This window comes from Knoellia sp. LjRoot47, assembly GCF_964253435.1.
Lineage (GTDB): Bacteria > Actinomycetota > Actinomycetes > Actinomycetales > Dermatophilaceae > Knoellia.
This window is the reverse complement of record NZ_CAXUQS020000001.1, coordinates 756,801-775,059: the sequence shown is the minus strand read 5'-3', so window position 1 is coordinate 775,059 and position 18,259 is coordinate 756,801. Positions and strand designations below refer to the sequence as shown.

The window sequence follows — 18,259 nt, the reverse complement described above, 5'->3', positions numbered from 1 at the left end:
ACGTGACCTGGGTCAACGACCACTGGGGCGACATCTTCTCGCTCGCGCGCAGCCACGTGTGGCTGGCCGGGCTGCCGCTCATCCTCGGGCTGCTCATCGCGTTGCCGCTCGGGTGGGCGGCGCGCCGCTGGTCGCGGGTCTATCCCGTGCTCATCTCGGCGTCGGGGCTGCTCTACACGATCCCCTCGCTGGCGCTGTTCGTCCTCATGCCGCTCATCATCCCGGGCTCCAGGGTGCTGGACCGGTCCAACGTCGTCGTGGCGATGACCGTCTACACCGTCGCGCTGCTCGTGCGCACGGTCGCCGACGGGCTCGGCTCGGTCCCCGACGACGTGCTGCAGGCGGCGCGGGCGATGGGCTACAGGGGACTTCGCCGGTTCTTCGGCGTCGAGCTGCCACTGGCGGTCCCGGTCATCGCGGCCGGGCTGCGAGTGGCGGCCGTGTCGAACGTCAGCATCGTCTCGGTGGCCTCGCTCATCGGTGTCGCGCAGCTCGGCAACCTCCTCACGGACGGCTACGACCGGTTCATCACGGCCGAGATCGTCGCCGGCATCGTGGCCTGCGTCGTGCTGGCGCTGCTCTTCGACGGGCTCATCCTCGTCGGGCAGCGGCTGCTCACGCCGTGGGTGCGGGCGCAGGGGGGTCGGGCATGATCGCCAGCATCGTCGAGTGGCTCACCTCGTCAGCGACGTGGTCGGGCGAGGGCGGGCTGGCGGCGCGGATCGTCGAGCACCTCTGGTACTCCCTGCTCGCCGTCGCCATCGCCTCCGTCATCGCCGTTCCGTTGGGGCTGTGGGTCGGACACACCGGGCGAGCGCGCTGGCTCGTCACCCTCGCGAACTCGCTGCGTGCCGTCCCGACCCTCGGCCTGCTCTTCGCCGTGGCGCTGTGGCTCGGGCCCAAGATCTCGGGCGACCTCGCGTTCCTCATCCCGAGCGTGGTCGTCCTCGTCATCCTCGTGATCCCGCCAATCCTCTCCGGCGTGTATGCCGGCGTCGAGGCTGTCGACCCCGCCACCCGTGACGCCGCACGGGGGATGGGCATGCGCGGGATGGAGGTCGTCCGCCAGGTCGAGATCCCCAACGCCCTGCCCCTCATGCTCTCCGGCCTGCGCTCTGCCTTCCTCCAGGTCATCGCGACGGCGACGGTCGCGGCATACATCGGTCTCGGTGGGCTGGGTCGCTACCTCGTCGACGGGATCAAGACCGGCGACTACGTCTCGACCGCCGGTGGTGCGCTCGTCGTGTCGCTGCTCGCGCTGCTCGTGGACGGGATCCTGGCCCTGGTGCAGCGGCTCGTCGTCTCGCCCGGACTCACCGGTGGGCGGTCGGGTCGCTCGCTGCGCGGCCGGCGCAACCCCGAGGTCGCGAACTCGTCCTCCCGAGGCGGAATGTCGGTGGACGATGGTGGAGTTGCACCCGATGCGACATGACGGCCTCGGTCGATGTCGCGCGCTCGACCACGCGGGACCCGGTCTCCCAGCCCGGCACCGCCGCCCACGCCACCAGCACCGACGCCAGATCGATCGCAACGAAAAGGGTTCCCCATGAAGCGCATGACTGCCGTACTCGCTCTCACCACCACCGCGATCCTCGGTCTGTCGGCCTGTGGCGGTGGCGGTGACCCGTTGTCGTCCGACTCGCCGTCAGGCTCGTCGACCTCGGCCAGCGGCGGCGACGTCGTCATCGGCTCCGCCGACTTCCCCGAGTCCGAGCTGCTCGCCGAGATCTATGCCGGCGCGCTCAAGGCCAAGGGCGTCAACGCGACGACCAAGCCGCGCATCGGCTCCCGCGAGATCTACCTCAAGGCGCTCGAGGACGGGTCGATCCAGGCCATCCCCGAGTACACCGGCGCCCTTGGGTTCTTCTACGACAAGAACTTCAAGGAGACCGACCCCGACAAGGTCTACTCGGCCGTCGAAGGGCTCCTGCCCGACACGTTCGCGATGCTCGAGAAGTCCGCCGCCGAGGACAACGACTCGATCGTCGTGACCAAGGAGACGGCCGACTCCAAGAGCCTCAAGACGATCGGCGACCTCAAGGCGACGGCCGGCCAGATGTCGCTCGGTGCGCCGCCGGAGTTCCAGAAGCGGCCTCAGGGCGTGCCCGGTCTCGCCTCGACCTACGGCGTGACCTTCAAGTCGTTCCGTCCGCTCACCGGACAGGGCCTCGTCCAGGCGCTCAAGAACGGCCAGGTCGACGCGGCCAACATCTTCACGACCGACCCGTCGATCGCGGAGAACGGCTTCGTCTCGCTCGAGGACACCGACAAGCTCTTCGGTTCGCAGAACATCGTCCCGCTCGTCGCGAAGGACAAGGCCGAGCAGCTGGCCCCGGCGCTCGACGCCGTGTCGAAGGCCCTCACCACCGAAGTCATCTCTGGCCTGCTCAAGCAGACCGTCACCGACAAGAAGGACGCCAAGGACGTGGCGGCCCAGTTCCTCAAGGACAACAACCTGGGCTGACAGGCGCGCGCTGACCCGCGGTCATCCACCGTCAGCTCGGTCTGGTCGCAGTTCCCGCGCGAAGGGGTGCCAGAGACCGTCTCGACGACGTTCGCTGGCACCCCTTCGCCGCGTCCGGCGCCGTCATCGGTCTGAGGTGAGCGGGGTTGTCGGGGTGCCACACTGCGAAGATGCGGATCCCCGACCCTGCGCTGGTCGTCCTGGTCGGTGCGGCCGGCTCAGGGAAGTCGACGTGGGCCGCGGGGCACTACCGACCGGCCGAGGTCGTCTCCTCGGACGCCCTGCGTGCGCTGCTGGGGAGTGGACCTGCCGACCTCGACGCCTCGGACGACGCGTTCCGGATCCTCGACCAGGTGGTGACGGGGCGGACCCAGCGAGGTCTCACCGTCGTCGTCGACACCCTGGGTCTCGACGCCGAGCGGCGTGCCGGCTGGGCAGCGCTGGCGCGCAGGGCCGGGCTCCCCGTCGTGGCGGTCGTGATCGACACCCCGGCTGCGGCCTGCCGGGCCCGCAACGCTGCGCGTGACCGTCCGGTCCCCGCGTCTGTCCTCGGCTCACAGCTGCAGCGCATGCGCGACGTCCGCGGCGAGCTCGAGGCCGAGGGCTGGGAGGTGCACGTCGTGAGCGGCGAGGCGTCGGCAGCGGCGTCGGCGCCGACGTCATCTCCGATGTCGTCGACGGTCTCACGGACCGACCCGTCGTCGTCGACGGATCCGGCGAGGGCGGTGAGGCTTGACTCGGCCGGCGTGGCTGCGAGGTCCGACGGGCCACAGGTGATGCTCCAGGTCTCACGCTTCCCGTGGGGCGAGGACCCGCTCGACTGGCTGCGCGGCATCGCGCTCGCGGCGGACGAGGCCGGGTTCGCGGGTCTCGCCCTCATGGACCACCTCATCCAGATCCCGCAGGTCGGTCGTGCGTGGGACCCGATCCCGGAGCCATGGGTGACGCTGGGCGCGCTCGCCGCGCTCCCCACCGACCTCATGCTCGGCACGCTGTGCACTCCGGCCACCTACCGACCAGCAGGCGTCATCGCGAAGGCGGCGGCCACGCTCGACGTCCTCAGCGGGGGCCGGGCCTTCTGCGGGCTCGGAGCCGGGTGGTGGGAGCGCGAACACGCTGCGTTCGGCGTGGACTTCCCTGCCACGGCCGGTCGGCTCGACGGGCTCGAGGTGGCGGCAGAGACGGTGCGTGCCCTGTGGGCGCCCGGCACCAAGGCGTACCACGGCGAGCGGGTGTCGCTGCCCGAGACCACGTGCTATCCGCGGCCGGCGGGTCGGTTGCCGCTCGTCATCGGCGGTGGCGGTGAACGGCGGACGCTGCGCATCGCGGCCCGATGGGGCGACGCCTGCAACGTGCAGGGGGATCTTGAGATCGTCACCCACAAGACCGAGGTCCTGCGTCGCCACTGCGACGAGCTGGGGCGACCCCACGAGGAGGTCGAGGTCACCGTGCTCGACGTCGCTGTCGTCGGCTCCGACCGCGACGACACGTGGACGCGGGTCGAGCGGCTGCGCGGACGGACCAAGGCAGCGTCGTATGCCGCGCGCCACCACGCTGCTGAGGTGGCGGCTCACCGTGAACGGCACGACCGGCTCTTCGAAGCGGGAGTCGGGACGGTGTTCCTGGCCCTGCCGGATCTCACGGGAGCGGACGACATCGAGAGGATCGCGGCGCTCGCTCGCCGCTGACTCCACGCCAGGAACCCGGGACACACGTGGCTGTGGCCCCGTCGCCTGTGTGGTGTCGGGGTGTGGGGCGGGGTCATGGTCGGGGCCAGGTGGTGTCGTCTCCGGAGATGCGTTGGTCTGGTGTGGTGTCGGGTGGGGTCGTGGTGGGGTGGGCGTGGCCCGGTGCGGTGGCGTGGTGGGTGAGGGCGGTGTCGTAGGAGCCGCGGGTGAGGTCCCAGGTGACGTTCTGCCGGCCTTGGGGGTCGGTGGTGACGTGTCCGTGGAGGCGTCGCGAGTGCACGACGGTGTGATGGCGTGGGCACAGCAGGGCGGCGTTGGACAGGTCCGAAGGTCCGTCGTCGGCCCAGTGGATGAGGTGGTGGGCGTCGGTCCAGGCGGCGGGGGCGTCGCATCGAGGGTAGGTGCAGTGCCGGTCGCGGAGCCAGAGGCGTTTGATCTGGGCGGGGGTGAAGAGGCGGGTGGCGCGGCCGAGGTCGACGACCTCACCGTGGGAGCCCAGGACGGTGGGGATGATGGTGGCGTCGCAGGCCCAGCGTCGGACGGTGTCGGGAGTGACGAGGTCGCCGCTGGTGAGCGCCCCGAGCAGTGTCCCGGCGCCGGGCACTGCCAACCCTTGGTCGGTGTGCGCTGCTCCGGTGCGTGTCCCCCCGTGGTGGGTCCGAAGGTCGGCGAGGGCGATGCCGACGAACACCTGCGCCTTGGTCGAGGACCAGCTGCTGTCGCCGGCGGTGAGGGCGCGGCCGATGACGGCGAGGAGCGCGTCGGCGCGGCGTTGTTCGGTGGGGCGTTCGTCGGGTTCGCCGTCGGGGCCGGGGGTGGGTGCCGCGTGGGGCCCGATGGCGGCTTCGAGCAGGGCGCGGCCATCGCGGCTGAGGCGCAGGAGGTACTCGTACAGGCCGGGGGCGATCTCTTTGCCGGCGGTCAGGGACGCGCCTGCGCGGGCTCTGTCCTCGGTGTCGTCGAACGCGTCCGCGATGCCGTAGGCGGCCAGCAGCTGTTCACGCAGTTGACGGACGGTGCGGGCGTCGTGTCGTTCGCCCAGGGTCATCAGGCCCTTCCACACGGTGTCGACGGCGTCGGGGCACAGGTGGGGTTTGAGCAGGCGCATCTCCTTGAGCGCGACCTGCGCGGTGCCGATGCTGACCCGTCCGGTGACGACGGCCTCACGCAGGATGTGGTGGCTGCTCTGGCGGCAGGCCTGGGCGACGTCGACGACGCGTGTGGCGCCGGCGACGGCGTAGCGGCGGTGGTGCGCGACGACCCATTCGCGTGGGGTCTGTGGGGGTGAGGCGCAGCCGGGTTCGCCGCGTTCGATGGCCTCGAGGACCACCGCGACTTCGGCGCCCTCTCCGGCGGCGGACAGCTCGCCGAGCGCTTCGAGGCCGGTAGCGAGCTCGCTGCCGGTGGCCTGCCACAGCACGGATGGGAGCGCGGCTGCGGCCTCACGGGCTGCGTGCAGGCGTTGCACGCACTCCGTGTAGGTCAGCTCCGTCGCTGTGGTCATGGATCGAACCTACGGGGTGGCACTGACAGTCGATCGGTGGCGAAATGGGCTGTGGCGCAACGTTATTCGACGCTGTGCATGCTGGAGGCCTCTGCTGTCACAGCAGGCTCAGGTGTTGCGCTTCGGGTGGGAAAGTCACCCTTGGAAATGGATGGACATACATCGAGCCCCCATCGGCGAGATGCCGGTGGGGGCTCGATGGGGCCGTCAGTGCTCAGTCCCAAGGGTCGGGGGCGTTGAGCAGGTCGTCGGCGTTGGCCGGCGTGGCCGGTGCCGCAGGTGCCTTCGAGTCGTCCGCCTTCTCTGTCGTGTCGACAGACTCGTCGCCGGCCTTGGCGTTGGCTTCGGAGGTGGACTCGGCCTCGACATCGGTCGTGGCCTCGGGCTCGACCTCGGAGGTCTCGCCCTCGACGGTCTTCGGGGCGTCGGTGGGCTCAGTCTCGACGCCCGCCGCGGGCTCCTCGTCGGCGTTGGAGGCCGCGGTGGCGGCGTCGGTGGTCAGGCTGGCGCGCTCCGAGAGGTCGTCGGCGTCGTCCCACGGGTCGGGCGAGCCGAGCAGCTCGTCACGGTTCGTGACGTCGGACTGCGCTGCCACGGGCGCCGGTGAATCCGCCTGCGTGTCGTCACCCTCGGTCGCATCCGTCTCGTGTGCCTGGGACTTCGTCGTCGCCTCATCGGAGTCCGCCGCGGCTGCGGTGGCGGGCTCGTCCCACGGGTCGACGTCGTCGGCGGCTGCGGGCGTGGCGGGTGCCTCGGTCGACTCGGCCGTGGGCGCGTCGGTGGCGGTGTCGGGCTCCTGGGCCTGCGGCTCGTCGTCGGCATCGGCCGTAGGCGCGGCAGCCGCGGCTGCGGTGGCGGGCTCGTCCCACGGGTCGACGTCGTCGGTGGCTGCGGGCGTGGCGGGTGCCTCGGTCGACTCGGCCTTCGGCGCGTCGGTGGCGGTGTCGGGCTCGTGGGCCTGCGGCTCGTCGTCGGCATCGGCCGTGGGTGCGGCGGCCGCGGGGGTGGCGGGCTCGTCCCAGGGGTCGACGTCGTCGGTGACTGCGGCCGTGGCGGGTGCCTCGGTCGACTCGGCCGTGGGCGTGTCGGTGGCGGCCTCCTGGGTCTGCGGCTCGGCGGCATCGGCTTCGGCCGTGGGTGCGGCAGCCGCTGGAGTGGCGGGCTCGTCCCAGGGGTCGACGTCGTCGGCGGCTGCGGCCGTGGCGGGTGCCTCGGTCGGCTTGGCCTCGGGCGTGGACTTCTCAGCCTTCGCGTCCTCGGCGGCGGCCTTGGAGGTGGCAGCCGCGGGGGAGGCGGGCTCATCCCACGGGTCGACGTCGTCGGTCGAGGCCGCGGCCGCGGTCTCCATCTTCTCGGGCGAGGGGGCGCCTTCGGAGACCGATGCCTTCGCCTCGGTCTGGGGCGTCTCCGCCTTCGAGTCCGGAACGGACGGCTCGTCCCACGGGTCGACGTCCTCGGCCGGAGCAGCCGAGGTCGGGGCCTCGGGCTCTGCGGTCTTGGCCGCAGAAGACGCAGGCTCGTCCCACGGGTCTGCCTCGGCGGCGGCAGCGGGCGCCTCGGTCTTGGGTGCTTCCGGCTCGGCAGCCTTGGCGGCAGGGGCGGGCTCGTCCCACGGGTCTGCCTCGGCGGCGGCAGCGGGCGCCTCGGTCTTGGACGCTTTCGACTCGTCAGCCGTGGCCGTGGGAGCGGTGGCGGGCTCGTCCCACGGGTCCGCCTCGGCGTCCGTGGTCGCCTCGGCGTGGTTCGCCTCGACCGTGGTCGCCTCGTCCTTCTCGGACTCGTCTGCCGTGGTCGCAGCTGCAGCGCCGCCCGCAGCCGCGGCACCCGCCGCAGCGGCACCGGCAGGAGCAGCGGAACCGGACTGGCCGGCATACTCCTCCGACTCGGAGGCGACCGCAGCGGCAGCCGACTCGTCCTCCTCGCCACGACGCACGGCAGCCAGCAGCATCTGCGCGACGTCGACGACCTCGACGTCCTCGCCGACGCCCTCGGACTGCTTGGCCGTCAACCCATCAGAGATCATGACGCGGCAGAACGGGCAGCCGATGGCGATGCGCTCGGCACCGGTGGCCAGGGCCTCCTCGGTGCGGTTCATGTTGATGCGACCGCCGAGCTTCTCCTCCATCCACATGCGGGCGCCACCGGCGCCGCAGCAGAACGACTTCTCCTTGGAGCGCTCCATCTCGCGCAGCTCGACGCCGGGCAGTGCGCCGATGAGCTCGCGTGGCGGGGCGTAGACGTTGTTGTGGCGACCGAGGTAGCACGGGTCGTGGTACGTGACAGAGGGAGCGGTCGAGGCCGCGTTCTTCGCGGACGACATGCCGGGAGCATCCGCGGGACGCGCGACGGGGACGAGCTTCTTCTCGCGCACGAGGCGGTTGAGCAGCTGCGTGTGGTGGACGACCTCGAAGCGACCGCCGAGGTCGGGGTACTCGTTCTTGATCGTGTTGAAGCAGTGGGCGCAGGTGACGACGATCTTCTGGGCGCCGGCGCCGTTGAGCGTCTCGATGTTCTGCTCGGCGAGCATCGAGAAGAGGATCTCGTTGCCGGCGCGACGGGCGGAGTCGCCGGTGCAGGTCTCGCCGTCACCGAGGACGGCGAAGGAGACGCCGGCCGTGTCGAGCAGCTCGGCTACGGCGCGGGTCGTCTTCTTGGCGCGGTCCTCGTAGGCGCCGGCGCAGCCGACCCAGAACAGCCAGTCGACCTCGGACGCCGACTCGACGTCCTTGCCGAGGATCTTGACCTCGAACGGCAGGTCCTTGGCCCAGTCGAGGCGGGCGCGCGCACCCATGCCCCACGGGTTGCCCTTGGACTCGAGGTTCTTGAACAGCCCTCCGAGCTCGGAGGGGAACGCCGACTCGATGAGCGTCTGGTAGCGGCGCATGTCGACGATGTGGTCGACGTGCTCGATGTCGACCGGGCACTGCTCGACGCAGGCGCCACAGGTGGTACACGACCAGAGGACGTCCTCGTCGATGACCGCGTCCGGACCATGAGGGTTGTATGCCGTGAGCGGGCTGTCGATGTCGTAGCCGGTCTGCCCGATGAGGGGGAGCTCCGCGAGCGCCGTCGTGGCCGCGGGGAGTGACGCGCGGGCCTCCTCGGAGGCGGTGAGCCACGGCGACTTCGCGTTGGCGTGGTCGCGCAACGTCATCATGAGCATCTTGGGCGACAGGGGCTTGTCGGTGTTCCACGCGGGGCACTGCGACTGGCACCGGCCGCACTCGGTGCAGGTGGAGAAGTCGAGCAGGCCCTTCCAGGTGAAGTCCTCGACCTTGCCGACGCCGAGGACCGGCTCTTCTTCGGACTCAGTGTCCTCGTCGCCGTGAAGTGCCTCCATGGCCTCCATCGAGAACGGCCGGCCGTCGCCCATCGTCATCGGCTTGAGGTTGCCGAGCGCGGTCCGGCCCGAGGCCTCACGCTTGAACCAGATGTTGGGGAAGGCGAGGAAGCGGTGCCAGGCGACACCCATCGTCGGCGTGAGCGAGATGGTGATCATCCACGCGAACGAGATGATGATCTTCACCGTCGCGACGAGGACGATCCAGGTCTCGAGCCCGTCGACCGACAGCCCGGAGAAGACCCCCGACAGCCACCCGGTGAGTGGGAAGTGCAGCCCGATCGACTCCTCGGGGTGCTGGATCTTCGTCAGCGCCGCCTCGAGCACCCGCAGGGTGAGGATGCAGAGCGTGACGCCGAGAATGGTGAGCTCGACGTAGTAGGCCTGCCACCAGGTCGACCCGAAGAACCGCGAGCGCCGGCCCTTCTCGCCGGCCGCCGAGCGCGGGTGCTTGAGCTGGCGGATGACCATGAGCACGACGATGCCGACGAGCCCGGTCCACGCGAAGACCTCGGTGAGCCACTCGTAGGGCGGGAAGTGCCCGATGATCGGCAGCTGCCACTCCGGCTTGATGAGCTGGCCGAAGGCGTTGACGAGCGTCCCGAAGAGGAGCATGAACGACAGCGCCGTGAACCAGTGCGCCACCGCGACGACCGGCAGCCGCGACATCCTCGTGTGCCCGAGGAACTCCTTCGCGAGCGTCACCGTGCGCGACATCGGCGCGTCCGAGCGGCGCGGATCCGCCTGTCCCACACGGTAGAGCGCGACGAAGCGCCCGATCTGGCGGAAGAGCAGGGCCCACCCCACGAGCATCAGCGGGAAACAGATGGCGGAGGCGACGATCTGGAGCGCGGACATGGCCGCGAGTCTAGTGTCGGCCAAGCGCTCGCTTACCTCTCAGTGACCGCGCTCGCACCCGTTGTGGCACGACTCACGAGCGATCTCCGTATGCCGTTGACGTGCCCGTTCGTGCCGCTCGCCCCTCGTGTGGGCGGGCTCAGGAGCGAAGGCGCTCGAGCAGCGGCCCGGCCGCCTCGGCGAGGAACTGCTCCTGGTGCTCGCCACCGATCTGCACCAGGGCCAGGTCGGTGAAGCCCGCCTGATCGAACTCGGCGACGGCCTCGGCGATGGCGTCGAGGTCGGGTCCGCAGGGGATCGAGTCGGCGACGTCCTCGGGGCGCACGAACTGGGTGGCGCCGGCGAACCCCGCCGTCGTGGGCAGGTCGGCGTTGACCTTCCACCCTCCGGCGAACCAGCGGAACTGGTCGTGGGCCCGCTCGATGGCGGCCTTCTCGTCGGGGTCCCAGCAGATCGGGATCTGCCCGATCGCGCGGGCCCCTCCGTCCCCGATGGTCGGCGCACCCTCGGTCGCGTTCCACCCGTCGACGAGCTCGGCCTTCGGCTCGACCGCGACGAGGTGGTCGGCCAGCGGTCCGAACCGCGCGACCGACTCCTCGCCGCTCACCGCGACGCCGATCGGCACACCACCCTCGGGCAGGTCCCAGATCCGCGCCGACTCGACCCGGAAGTGTTCGCCGTGGTGGTCGACGAGCTCACCCGTGTGCAGGGCACGGATGACCTCGATCGCCTCCTCGAGCATGTCCTGGCGCGTCGCGACGGCCGGCCAGCGCTCGCCGACGACGTGCTCGTTGAGGTTCTCGCCGCTGCCGAGCCCGAGGGTGAAGCGGCCGTCGGCCAGGAGCTGCACGGTTGCGGCCTTCTGGGCGACGACCGCCGGGTGGTAGCGGATCGTCGGGCAGGTCACGTAGGTCATGAGGTCGACCCGCTCGGTCGCGTGCGCCACGGCGCCGAGGACCGACCACGCGTAGGGCGCGTGGCCCTGCGCCGAGAGCCACGGGAAGTAGTGGTCGCTCATGACCTCGAAGTCGAAGCCCGCCTCCTCGGCGCCGACGGCCCACCGCACCAGGTCCTTCGGGCCGCTCTGCTCGGTCATCAAGGTGTAGCCGATGCGCATGCTCAACTCCTCGTCGTCGTGTCCCCCGACCGTAGGTCGGCGACGGCCCCGGCGCACCCTCCCTAGGAAGGGGACGGCATACGCAGAGCGAGGTGGCGGGACCACACGGGAACGTCGAGGGATAACGTGGTGTTGGAATGCACATAAGCAGGAGCCACGTTTCTGCGAGACTGGCCCCAGCACCCGACCCACCTCCCGGCCACCGCGCCGGACGACACGAAGCAACGGAGACCCCATGCCCATCCTCGAGGACGTCACCCAGGCCGTCGGCAACACCCCGCTCGTGCGGATCAACCGCATCATCGAGGCGCCCGAGGGCACGACCGTCGCCGCGAAGCTCGAGTTCTACAACCCGGCGAGCTCGGTCAAGGACCGCATCGGCGTCGCGATCATCGACGCGGCCGAGAAGGCCGGTGCGCTCAAGGAGGGCGGCACGATCGTCGAGGCGACGTCGGGCAACACCGGCATCGCGCTCGCGATGGTCGGCGCGGCCCGGGGCTACAAGGTCGTCCTCGCGATGCCCGAGTCGATGTCGAAGGAGCGCCGCGCGCTGCTGCGGGCCTATGGCGCCGAGCTCGTCCTCACCGACCCGTCGACCGGCATGAAGGGCGCCGTCGCCAAGGCCGACGAGATCGTCGCCGAGCGTGAGGGCGCCGTGCTGGCACGCCAGTTCGCCAACGAGGCCAACCCGGAGATCCACCGGAAGACCACCGCCGAGGAGATCTGGAAGGACACCGACGGCAAGGTCGACATCGTCGTCGCCGGCATCGGGACCGGCGGCACGATCACCGGCGTGGGCCAGGTCCTCAAGGAGCGCAAGCCCGACGTCACGATCATCGCCGTCGAGCCCGAGGAGTCGGCGATCCTCAACGGCGGCCAGCCCGGCCCGCACAAGATCCAGGGCATCGGCGCCAACTTCGTCCCCGAGATCCTCGACACCGACATCTACGACGAGGTCATCGACGTCAACGCCGGCACCGCCGTCGAGTGGGCGCGCAAGGCCGCCACCCAGGAGGGTCTGCTCGTCGGCATCTCGTCCGGCGCCGCCCTCGCCGCCGCCAACGAGGTCGCCACGCGTCCCGAGAACGCCGGCAAGACCATCGTCGTCATCATCCCGAGCTTCGGCGAGCGCTACCTCTCGACCGTGCTCTTCGAGGGTCTCGTCGACTGACGCGATGCTCACGAACCCCCCTTCCGGTATGCCGTTCGCCCGCCTGCGGTCCCGCCTCCAGCGGGCCGCGGCGAGCGTGCGCGAGGACGTCGACGCCGCCGTGGCGCGCGACCCCGCGGCGGCCTCCCGCACCGACCTCGTGCTCAACAGCCCCGGCCTGCACGCGATCTGGTCCTACCGGGTCGCGCACAAGCTCTGGAAGCGAGAGCACCTCAAGCCGGCGGCGCGGGTCCTGTCCACCGCGACGCGCGCGGTGACCGGGGTCGAGATCCACCCCGGCGCGACCATCGGCAAGCGCTTCTTCATCGACCACGGCATGGGTGTCGTCATCGGTGAGACGGCGGAGGTCGGCGACGACGTCATGCTCTACCACGGCGTCACCCTGGGCGGCCGCTCGCTGGCCAAGGTCAAGCGCCACCCGACGGTCGGCAGCCGGGTCACCATCGGCGCCGGCGCCCGCATCCTGGGGCCCATCGAGGTCGGCGACGACGCTCAGATCGGCGCGAACTCGGTCGTCGTCAAGGACGTCCCGGACGGTGCCATCGCCACCGGCATCCCGGCGCGCGTGCGCTACCCCGGCCACCCGGGCGAGGACCCCTACGAGGCGCTCTTCAACGAGCCCGCCCTCTTCATCTGAGTCGCGCTCAGCCCGTGCGCCACGTGCTGCCGTAGGCGCAGAACGCCTCGGCGCCCGACACCGACGAGGCCGTCCGCTGGAGCGCGGTCGCGACGTCGGTGCCGTCGACCAGCCGCTCGTGCAGGTCGACCATCGCGGCCGCGGCCACCTCGTCGTGCACCGGGTTGGTCGCGGCGACGACACACTGGGCGCCGAGCCCCAGCAGGGCCGCGGCCAGGCCGAGCGGCTCGTCGCCAGGCCGCCCGCGGCTGCGCCCGACGTCGCACGCCGACAGCACGACGAGCTCGGCCGCGAGCGGTGCCCTCAGCTCGTGCGCGAAGACCGGCCCGTCGGCCATGTCGAGCGAGGAGAACAACGGGCTCTGGTCGACGTGGTGGCCGTGGGCGGCGAGGTGCACGATGCTCGCGGACGAGAGCGCCGAGCGCACGTCCGCGCTCACGGCATACCCGTGGTCCGTGGCTCCGGACGACGGGACCGTATGCCGTCCCCACACCCGCGCGACCGATCGCACCTCCTCGCGCGCCCGAGGCAGCCCGGGGCCCGACAGGGCGGCGACGGACGGTGTGCGTCGGGCGTCCACGGACCGGCGTACCCATGCGGTGGCCGAAGGAGCGGCGACGACGGGGTGTTCGCCGAGCGAGGGCAGGGCGCGCCACGGCAGCGGGGCGAGGGCCACGGTCGGCACGACGACGACGGTGCCCGTGAGCTCGACACCGCGCAGCAGCAGCGAGTCCACGTCGCGCAGCGACGACTCGCGGGCGCGTGCGAGGAAGGTCGCCATCGAGGGCCGTGCGATCGCCGCCGCCCGGACGTCGGACGTCAACCTGGCCGTGGCGGAGGCGAGGTCACGGGTCGGGCCGAGCACGCTCTGGCTCACCGAGCCTCCACCGACCACCAGTCGCACGACGGTCCCGCGCACCTCGTGGAACGTCACGAGGGTGACGTGGCGCTCGTCGGCGGTGCGCGCGGTCTCCTCGAACCCCACGGCCCGCACGTCGGCGTCGCCGCGGTCACCGCGCGCGGCCCGCAGCCGCTCGGTGATCTCGCCCTGGAGGACGACGACCTCGCGCTGGGTGTCGGAGAGCGGCGTCTCGTCCTGCTGCCCCGTCTGCCGCAGCCGACGCAGCCGGGCGACGAGGGCTGCCGTGACCTCGTCGTCGGGCGGGCGCAGGGGAGGGGCACGGTGGGAGGCCGCGCGCCAGCGCTCGACGCTCTCGAAGAGGCGCGGCAGCGACCCGGAGTCCGTGGCCGAGGTGACGTCCGCCTCGCGGATGCGAGCGGCGTGGAAGGCCAGGCCCGCCCGGATCTCCATGCTGTGCACCCCGCCCTGCTCGAGCGCGAGCTGCTCGGCGGCCTCCTCGAGGATCCGGGTGGCCCGGGCGTCGTCGCCCTCGGCGCTCGCGAGCCGCGACGCGAGCAGGTGCTCGTGCAGGCGCGCGCCGAGCGGCTGCGGCTGGTCGGTGACGAGCCGGGACAGCCCGTCGCGGGCGGCGTCGGTGTCCTGACGGGCGAGGGCGACCTCGACGCGGATGCGGGTGGCGAGGCGTTCGGGAGGGGTGGTCGGTGACGACGTCGTCCACTTCGTCGCGACCTTGGCCGCGCGGGTGAGGTTGCGACCGACACCGAGGTCGACGGCAGCGCCGAACAGTTCGACCTCCTCGGTGCGGCGGTCCGCGTGGAGCGCGCGGAAGGTGCGCACCGCATGGCCGGCGCGGACCCGGGCCTGGGCGACGTCACCCCGCAGCAGGGCCGACCGGGCGAGGTCGAGCTGGACGTCGCCGCGTTCGAGGGGCTGCCGGTCCCGTCGTGCCGCCGCGAGGCCGCGCTCGAGGACCGTCTCGGCCTCGTCGATGAGCCCGGCGTCGAGCAGGACGTTGCCGAGGTCGAGCAGGCCGCGAGCCGTGGTGATGTCGACCGGCATCTCCGACGCCTCGCGCATGAGGGCGAGGGCGCCGGGGATGTCGCCGGCAAGGTAGGCGAGGCAGCCGAGGTTGTGGCGTGCCTTGTACTCCTGCGCGGGCAGGCCGTGCTCGACGGCGAGGGCGAGCGCCTCGTCGAGGTCGGCGCGGCCCTTGTCGAGCTCCCCGAGCGACACGGAGGCAAGGCCGCGGTTGAGCAGGGCCGAGCAGCGTTCGCGGGGCACGAGCTCGTCGAGGTGCGGTCCGACGTGGCGCAGCTCGTCGAGCGAGGCGATCCAGTTCGAGCTCATGACGTGGATCGCGCCCGCCTGGAGGTGGGCGAGCACCTCGAGCAGCGGCACGCCGTTGTCCCGGGCCAGGTCCTGCACGCCGGCGAGCATGGTCAGTGCGGCCTCGGGCCCGTCGATGCCGAGGCGTGAGACCGCGCGGGTGATGAGGATCCGGGCCCGCAGCTGGGCGAGGTCCTCGGGCGACTCGAGCCCGAGCATCCCGACGTCGTCGATGGCGTTGAGCGCGCGGGACAGCGCGGCGTCGGCGCGCCGGTAGTGCCCCGCCGAGTTCTCGGCCTGGCCGAGCTGGTGCAGGTGGCGGATGGTGTCGAGCGTGTTCGTGCGCCGCCCCTCAGATCTCGATGCCCGGGGTGATGACCGGGCGGGTGCCCGGCTCGTCGTGGTGGCGGATGACAAGGTGCACGGTGCCGCGCTCGACACCCTCGAAGACGAACCGACCCTCGTCGTCGGCCGTCGTCAGGGCCGAGCGGGCCCGTTCGCGCAGCTCGACCTCGGCGCCGGGTGCGGTGACCCACCCGCGCACGGTCGTCGTGCCGCGCTCGGCCTCCTCGAGCGTGACCATGATGCTCAGCCCGTGGCTCTCGAAGGTCACGGTCGTGGCCCGGTCGTACTCGGTCGTCCGCACGGCGCCGGCCGTCGAGCCCTCGTTGATGAGGTGGGCGACCTCGGCCTCGAGACTGGCCACGGTCATCGCGAACTTCACGCGTTCGGCCAGGCCGGAGGGGACGGGGTCGCTGGCGGAGAGGTGCTGGCGGACCAGCGCGAGCGCGCGCTCGTCGTCGGCGTCCATCGGCTGCCCGGCGAGGAGGTCCTCGGTGGGGTTCGTGGGGGTCATGCCGTCACCTCCCAGGTGGGGTCGGCGGTGAGTGCGAGGCGGAGCTTGGCAAGACAGCGGCCGCGGGTGGGCCCGATGCTCCCCACAGGGATGCCCAGGGCCGCGCTGACGACGGAGTAGTCGGGCCGGTCGACGAACGCGACGAGCCGCAGGAGCTGCTGGCAGCGTGTCGGGAGCCGCTCGATGTGCTGCCAGATCGCCTGCGCGACCTCGGACTCCTCGGACGCGGTGGCCGGGTCGGGCACGGACGCCGGCGATGTCGGGTCGCCCGAGGTCGGCTCCTCCCAGGGCTCGCGCGGGACCGTGCGGCGCACGCGGCGCACGGCGTTCCAGGCCTCGCGCTTGGTGGTCATGAGCAGCCACTGGAGGACCGCCTGCGGGTCCGAGATGTCGTGGGTGTGCTCGACGAGCCGCAGCCAGGTCGTCTGGACGACGTCCTCGGCCGTCGCCCGGTCAGCGCCCTGGGACCTCGCGGTGTGCCACAGCAGCGGGGTGACGTCGTCGACGAGGCGGTCCATCGCGCTCGAGTCGCCATCGCGGTGGCGCGAGAAGGCCTGTGCCGCCACGACAGCGAGGCTGGGTGCGGCGGGTCCGGCCTGGTCCGGACGGTCGGTCGCCCCCGTGCTCACGGCGTCTTCTCCTCGACGGCCTTGCGCGCCGACTCGAGGACGGCGGTCACGACCTTGCGGGCCCGCTCGCCCAGCTCGTCGACGCCCTTGGCCTCGCGGTGGCCGAGTCCCCGGGCGATGTCGCCGGCGATGGCGGGGGCGGCGAACGACGTCCCGCTCCACACCCCGAACCCGCCGCTGTAGTCGTCGGTGTCGACGGCGCCGCGGGTGGGGACGGCCGGCAGGGCCACGGCGTCGGCCTGCTTCTGCACGGGACTGCGGCGCGAGGCGTTGAAGGTCGTGGGCATCGTGCTCACCACCGAGGTCGCCGCGAGGTAGGCCTGCACCCACGGTCCGGTGTTCGAGTAGACGGAGACGGTGCGGCGGTCCGGGTTGAGCGAGCCAACGCTCACCATCGGCGCGCCCGTCGTCACCTGGGAGGCATAGGCCGCCGGGAAGAACTCGACGTCGCTCGCGTCGTTGCCGACCGCCGCGACGACCGTGACCCCGAGCGAGGACAGACCCCGGAGCACCCGGAAGAGCGCCTCCTCGTCGTCGAAGGCGCCGGGCGTCTCGTGCCGATAGCCCAGCGACAGGGTCACGACGTGCACGGCCCTGGCCGCGTCGCCGTCGCGGGCCGCGAGCAGCTGTCGGGCGTAGAGGCCGGTGAGCGCCCGGACGACGTCGACCTCGTCGGCGACCCCGTCGCCCCACATCACGGGCACCGAGAGGATCCGCGCGTCCGGGCAGTGCTGCCGGACGACGCCGGCGATGAACGTGCCGTGCCCGGCGAGCCGGTCGAGGCGACCGTTGACCGGGTCGATCGTCACGCCGCCGACCTCGGGGTCGTGACCGGCGGGGAACGTCACCCCGAGAGAGGAGGCGGAGCCATCGGGATGACGCTCGACCCCCGAGTCGAACCACGGGTGCTGCCCGAGACCGGTGTCGAGGATGGCGACCACGGGTCCGTCCTCCGTCGAGGCCGTCGGGACCGGGGCCGACCAGACGACGGGGAACCGTCCGCCGGAGCCACTGCCGATGCCGTCACCCCAACCGATGCCGTCACCCCAACCGATGCCGTCGCCCCAACCGATGCCGTCGCCCCAGCCGATGCCGTCGCCCCAGCCGATGCCGTCGCCCCAACCGGTGGCGGTCATGACGTGGGCGAGGCCGACGCCGCCCACGCCACGGGCCCGCGCGGACTGCAGGACCTCCCAGGCGTCGGCAGGCGGGCTGTTGCGCTGCGTGGCCACGAGGCGAACGGCGGTGTGCCCCACCGCATCGAGCTGCTCGATGAGCCCGTTCTCCCGAGCGAAACCCAGGAGACCGTCGTCGGGAACCGGCTCCACGGCATACCCGACGTCCTTGGCCGACTCCTCGAGGGCGCGGAACCGGTCGTCGAAGTCCGGTCCCTGCAGGCCGCTGACGAGGAGGACGTCCCCGACGTATGCCGTGGGCTCGGGCGCTCGCCCGTCGACCCGGACCGCCGTGGTCGGGTCGAGGAAGCGGACGCCCAGTCGTCGGACCGCCGTGCCCGGGATGACGGTCGTGGGGATGCGTCGCATGGCCCGTTCGGGCCGCTCGTCGTGGTTCATCGGTGCCTTCCGAGAGCTCTGCCAACTGACTCGCGGCGGCTGGTGCCGTCAGTTCAGCGTAGGGAGTGGTCGGTCACCACGTCAGGAGTTCGGGAAAGCCGCCCAGATACCTGTTCGGCACATCTTTCTGTGCGAATTCGTCGACGCGACCATGTATCTGGCGCGGCCTGACCGACTCCTTGTCGCTGTCGGGGCCGTACAGGGGCGGCCCCGCACACTCGTGAAGGAGCAGT

Annotated in this window: 13 protein-coding genes; 6 read left to right on the top strand and 7 right to left on the bottom strand. The window is 71.8% G+C overall.

The genetic code is table 11. From position 1 onward, the window contains the following. Positions 1 to 2 precede the first annotated feature (2 nt). The 4 genes from ACSQ11_RS03910 to ACSQ11_RS03895 all read left to right on the top strand — a co-directional run bounded on the left by ACSQ11_RS03910 (position 3) and on the right by ACSQ11_RS03895 (position 4,152). Positions 3 to 653: an ABC transporter permease gene (locus ACSQ11_RS03910; protein WP_436003245.1), complete on the top strand. Its 651-nt coding sequence runs from the start codon at positions 3 to 5 to the stop codon at positions 651 to 653. After that, complete coding sequence (locus ACSQ11_RS03905; RefSeq protein ID WP_436003243.1) at positions 650 to 1,432, top strand: ABC transporter permease; 783 nt, start codon at positions 650 to 652, stop codon at positions 1,430 to 1,432. Before ACSQ11_RS03910 ends, ACSQ11_RS03905 begins: the two co-directional genes overlap by 4 nt. A gap of 114 nt (positions 1,433 to 1,546) precedes the next feature. Continuing rightward, the gene (locus ACSQ11_RS03900; RefSeq protein ID WP_436003241.1) at positions 1,547 to 2,464 is read left to right on the top strand and encodes an ABC transporter substrate-binding protein; all 918 of its coding nucleotides are present in this window, start codon (positions 1,547 to 1,549) and stop codon (positions 2,462 to 2,464) included. A gap of 170 nt (positions 2,465 to 2,634) precedes the next feature. Further along, on the top strand, positions 2,635 to 4,152 hold the full coding sequence (locus tag ACSQ11_RS03895; protein ID WP_436003239.1) for an LLM class flavin-dependent oxidoreductase: 1,518 nt from the start codon (positions 2,635 to 2,637) through the stop codon (positions 4,150 to 4,152). Positions 4,153 to 4,225: 73 nt separating this feature from the next. Here the strand turns inward: ACSQ11_RS03895 and ACSQ11_RS03890 are convergent, their stop codons facing one another. From ACSQ11_RS03890 to ACSQ11_RS03880, 3 genes are all read right to left on the bottom strand, one after another. Beyond that, positions 4,226 to 5,656 carry a DUF222 domain-containing protein gene (locus ACSQ11_RS03890; protein WP_436003237.1) on the bottom strand — a complete coding sequence of 477 codons (1,431 nt, stop codon included), beginning with the start codon at positions 5,654 to 5,656 and terminating at the stop codon, positions 4,226 to 4,228. A gap of 214 nt (positions 5,657 to 5,870) precedes the next feature. Further along, positions 5,871 to 9,854: a heterodisulfide reductase-related iron-sulfur binding cluster gene (locus ACSQ11_RS03885; protein ID WP_436003235.1), complete on the bottom strand. Its 3,984-nt coding sequence runs from the start codon at positions 9,852 to 9,854 to the stop codon at positions 5,871 to 5,873. Between the two features lie 139 nt (positions 9,855 to 9,993). Then, positions 9,994 to 10,971, bottom strand: coding sequence for an LLM class F420-dependent oxidoreductase (locus tag ACSQ11_RS03880; protein ID WP_436003233.1), 978 nt, complete (start codon positions 10,969 to 10,971; stop codon positions 9,994 to 9,996). 235 nt (positions 10,972 to 11,206) lie between these two features. On the opposite strand from ACSQ11_RS03880, the gene cysK reads away from it, so the two are divergent. Together cysK and cysE are read left to right on the top strand one after the other, a co-directional pair. Continuing rightward, positions 11,207 to 12,142 carry a cysteine synthase A gene (gene cysK, locus ACSQ11_RS03875; protein WP_436003231.1) on the top strand — a complete coding sequence of 312 codons (936 nt, stop codon included), beginning with the start codon at positions 11,207 to 11,209 and terminating at the stop codon, positions 12,140 to 12,142. Positions 12,143 to 12,146: 4 nt separating this feature from the next. Beyond that, positions 12,147 to 12,779, top strand: coding sequence for a serine O-acetyltransferase (gene cysE, locus ACSQ11_RS03870; RefSeq protein WP_436003229.1), 633 nt, complete (start codon positions 12,147 to 12,149; stop codon positions 12,777 to 12,779). A 7-nt stretch (positions 12,780 to 12,786) separates the two neighbouring features. Here cysE and ACSQ11_RS03865 read toward each other — a convergent pair whose 3' ends face one another. From ACSQ11_RS03865 to ACSQ11_RS03850, 4 genes are read right to left on the bottom strand one after another with little or no spacing between them, the layout of a single operon-like run. After that, positions 12,787 to 15,384, bottom strand: coding sequence for a CHAT domain-containing protein (locus tag ACSQ11_RS03865; protein WP_436003227.1), 2,598 nt, complete (start codon positions 15,382 to 15,384; stop codon positions 12,787 to 12,789). Then, positions 15,320 to 15,823 (bottom strand): hypothetical protein, encoded by a 504-nt coding sequence (locus ACSQ11_RS03860; protein WP_436003225.1) that lies wholly within the window; start codon positions 15,821 to 15,823, stop codon positions 15,320 to 15,322. The genes ACSQ11_RS03865 and ACSQ11_RS03860 overlap by 65 nt, the downstream gene beginning before the upstream one ends. Beyond that, the gene (locus ACSQ11_RS03855) at positions 15,820 to 16,452 is read right to left on the bottom strand and encodes an RNA polymerase sigma factor (protein ID WP_436003223.1); all 633 of its coding nucleotides are present in this window, start codon (positions 16,450 to 16,452) and stop codon (positions 15,820 to 15,822) included. The genes ACSQ11_RS03860 and ACSQ11_RS03855 overlap by 4 nt, the downstream gene beginning before the upstream one ends. Next, positions 16,449 to 18,026 carry a S8/S53 family peptidase gene (locus tag ACSQ11_RS03850; protein WP_436003221.1) on the bottom strand — a complete coding sequence of 526 codons (1,578 nt, stop codon included), beginning with the start codon at positions 18,024 to 18,026 and terminating at the stop codon, positions 16,449 to 16,451. Before ACSQ11_RS03850 ends, ACSQ11_RS03855 begins: the two co-directional genes overlap by 4 nt. Between the last annotated feature and the right edge of the window lie 233 nt (positions 18,027 to 18,259).

Excerpts from the sequence above, each read along its gene's own strand:
- ACSQ11_RS03905 (WP_436003243.1), top strand. The coding sequence starts at position 650 with ATGATCGCCAGCATCGTCGAGTGGCTCACCTCGTCAGCGACGTGGTCG.
- ACSQ11_RS03900 (WP_436003241.1), top strand. The coding sequence starts at position 1,547 with ATGAAGCGCATGACTGCCGTACTCGCTCTCACCACCACCGCGATCCTC.
- ACSQ11_RS03895 (WP_436003239.1), top strand. The coding sequence starts at position 2,635 with ATGCGGATCCCCGACCCTGCGCTGGTCGTCCTGGTCGGTGCGGCCGGC.
- ACSQ11_RS03890 (WP_436003237.1), bottom strand. The coding sequence starts at position 5,656 with ATGACCACAGCGACGGAGCTGACCTACACGGAGTGCGTGCAACGCCTG.
- ACSQ11_RS03885 (WP_436003235.1), bottom strand. The coding sequence starts at position 9,854 with ATGTCCGCGCTCCAGATCGTCGCCTCCGCCATCTGTTTCCCGCTGATG.
- ACSQ11_RS03880 (WP_436003233.1), bottom strand. The coding sequence starts at position 10,971 with ATGCGCATCGGCTACACCTTGATGACCGAGCAGAGCGGCCCGAAGGAC.
- cysK (WP_436003231.1), top strand. The coding sequence starts at position 11,207 with ATGCCCATCCTCGAGGACGTCACCCAGGCCGTCGGCAACACCCCGCTC.
- cysE (WP_436003229.1), top strand. The coding sequence starts at position 12,147 with ATGCTCACGAACCCCCCTTCCGGTATGCCGTTCGCCCGCCTGCGGTCC.
- ACSQ11_RS03860 (WP_436003225.1), bottom strand. The coding sequence starts at position 15,823 with ATGACCCCCACGAACCCCACCGAGGACCTCCTCGCCGGGCAGCCGATG.
- ACSQ11_RS03850 (WP_436003221.1), bottom strand. The coding sequence starts at position 18,026 with ATGAACCACGACGAGCGGCCCGAACGGGCCATGCGACGCATCCCCACG.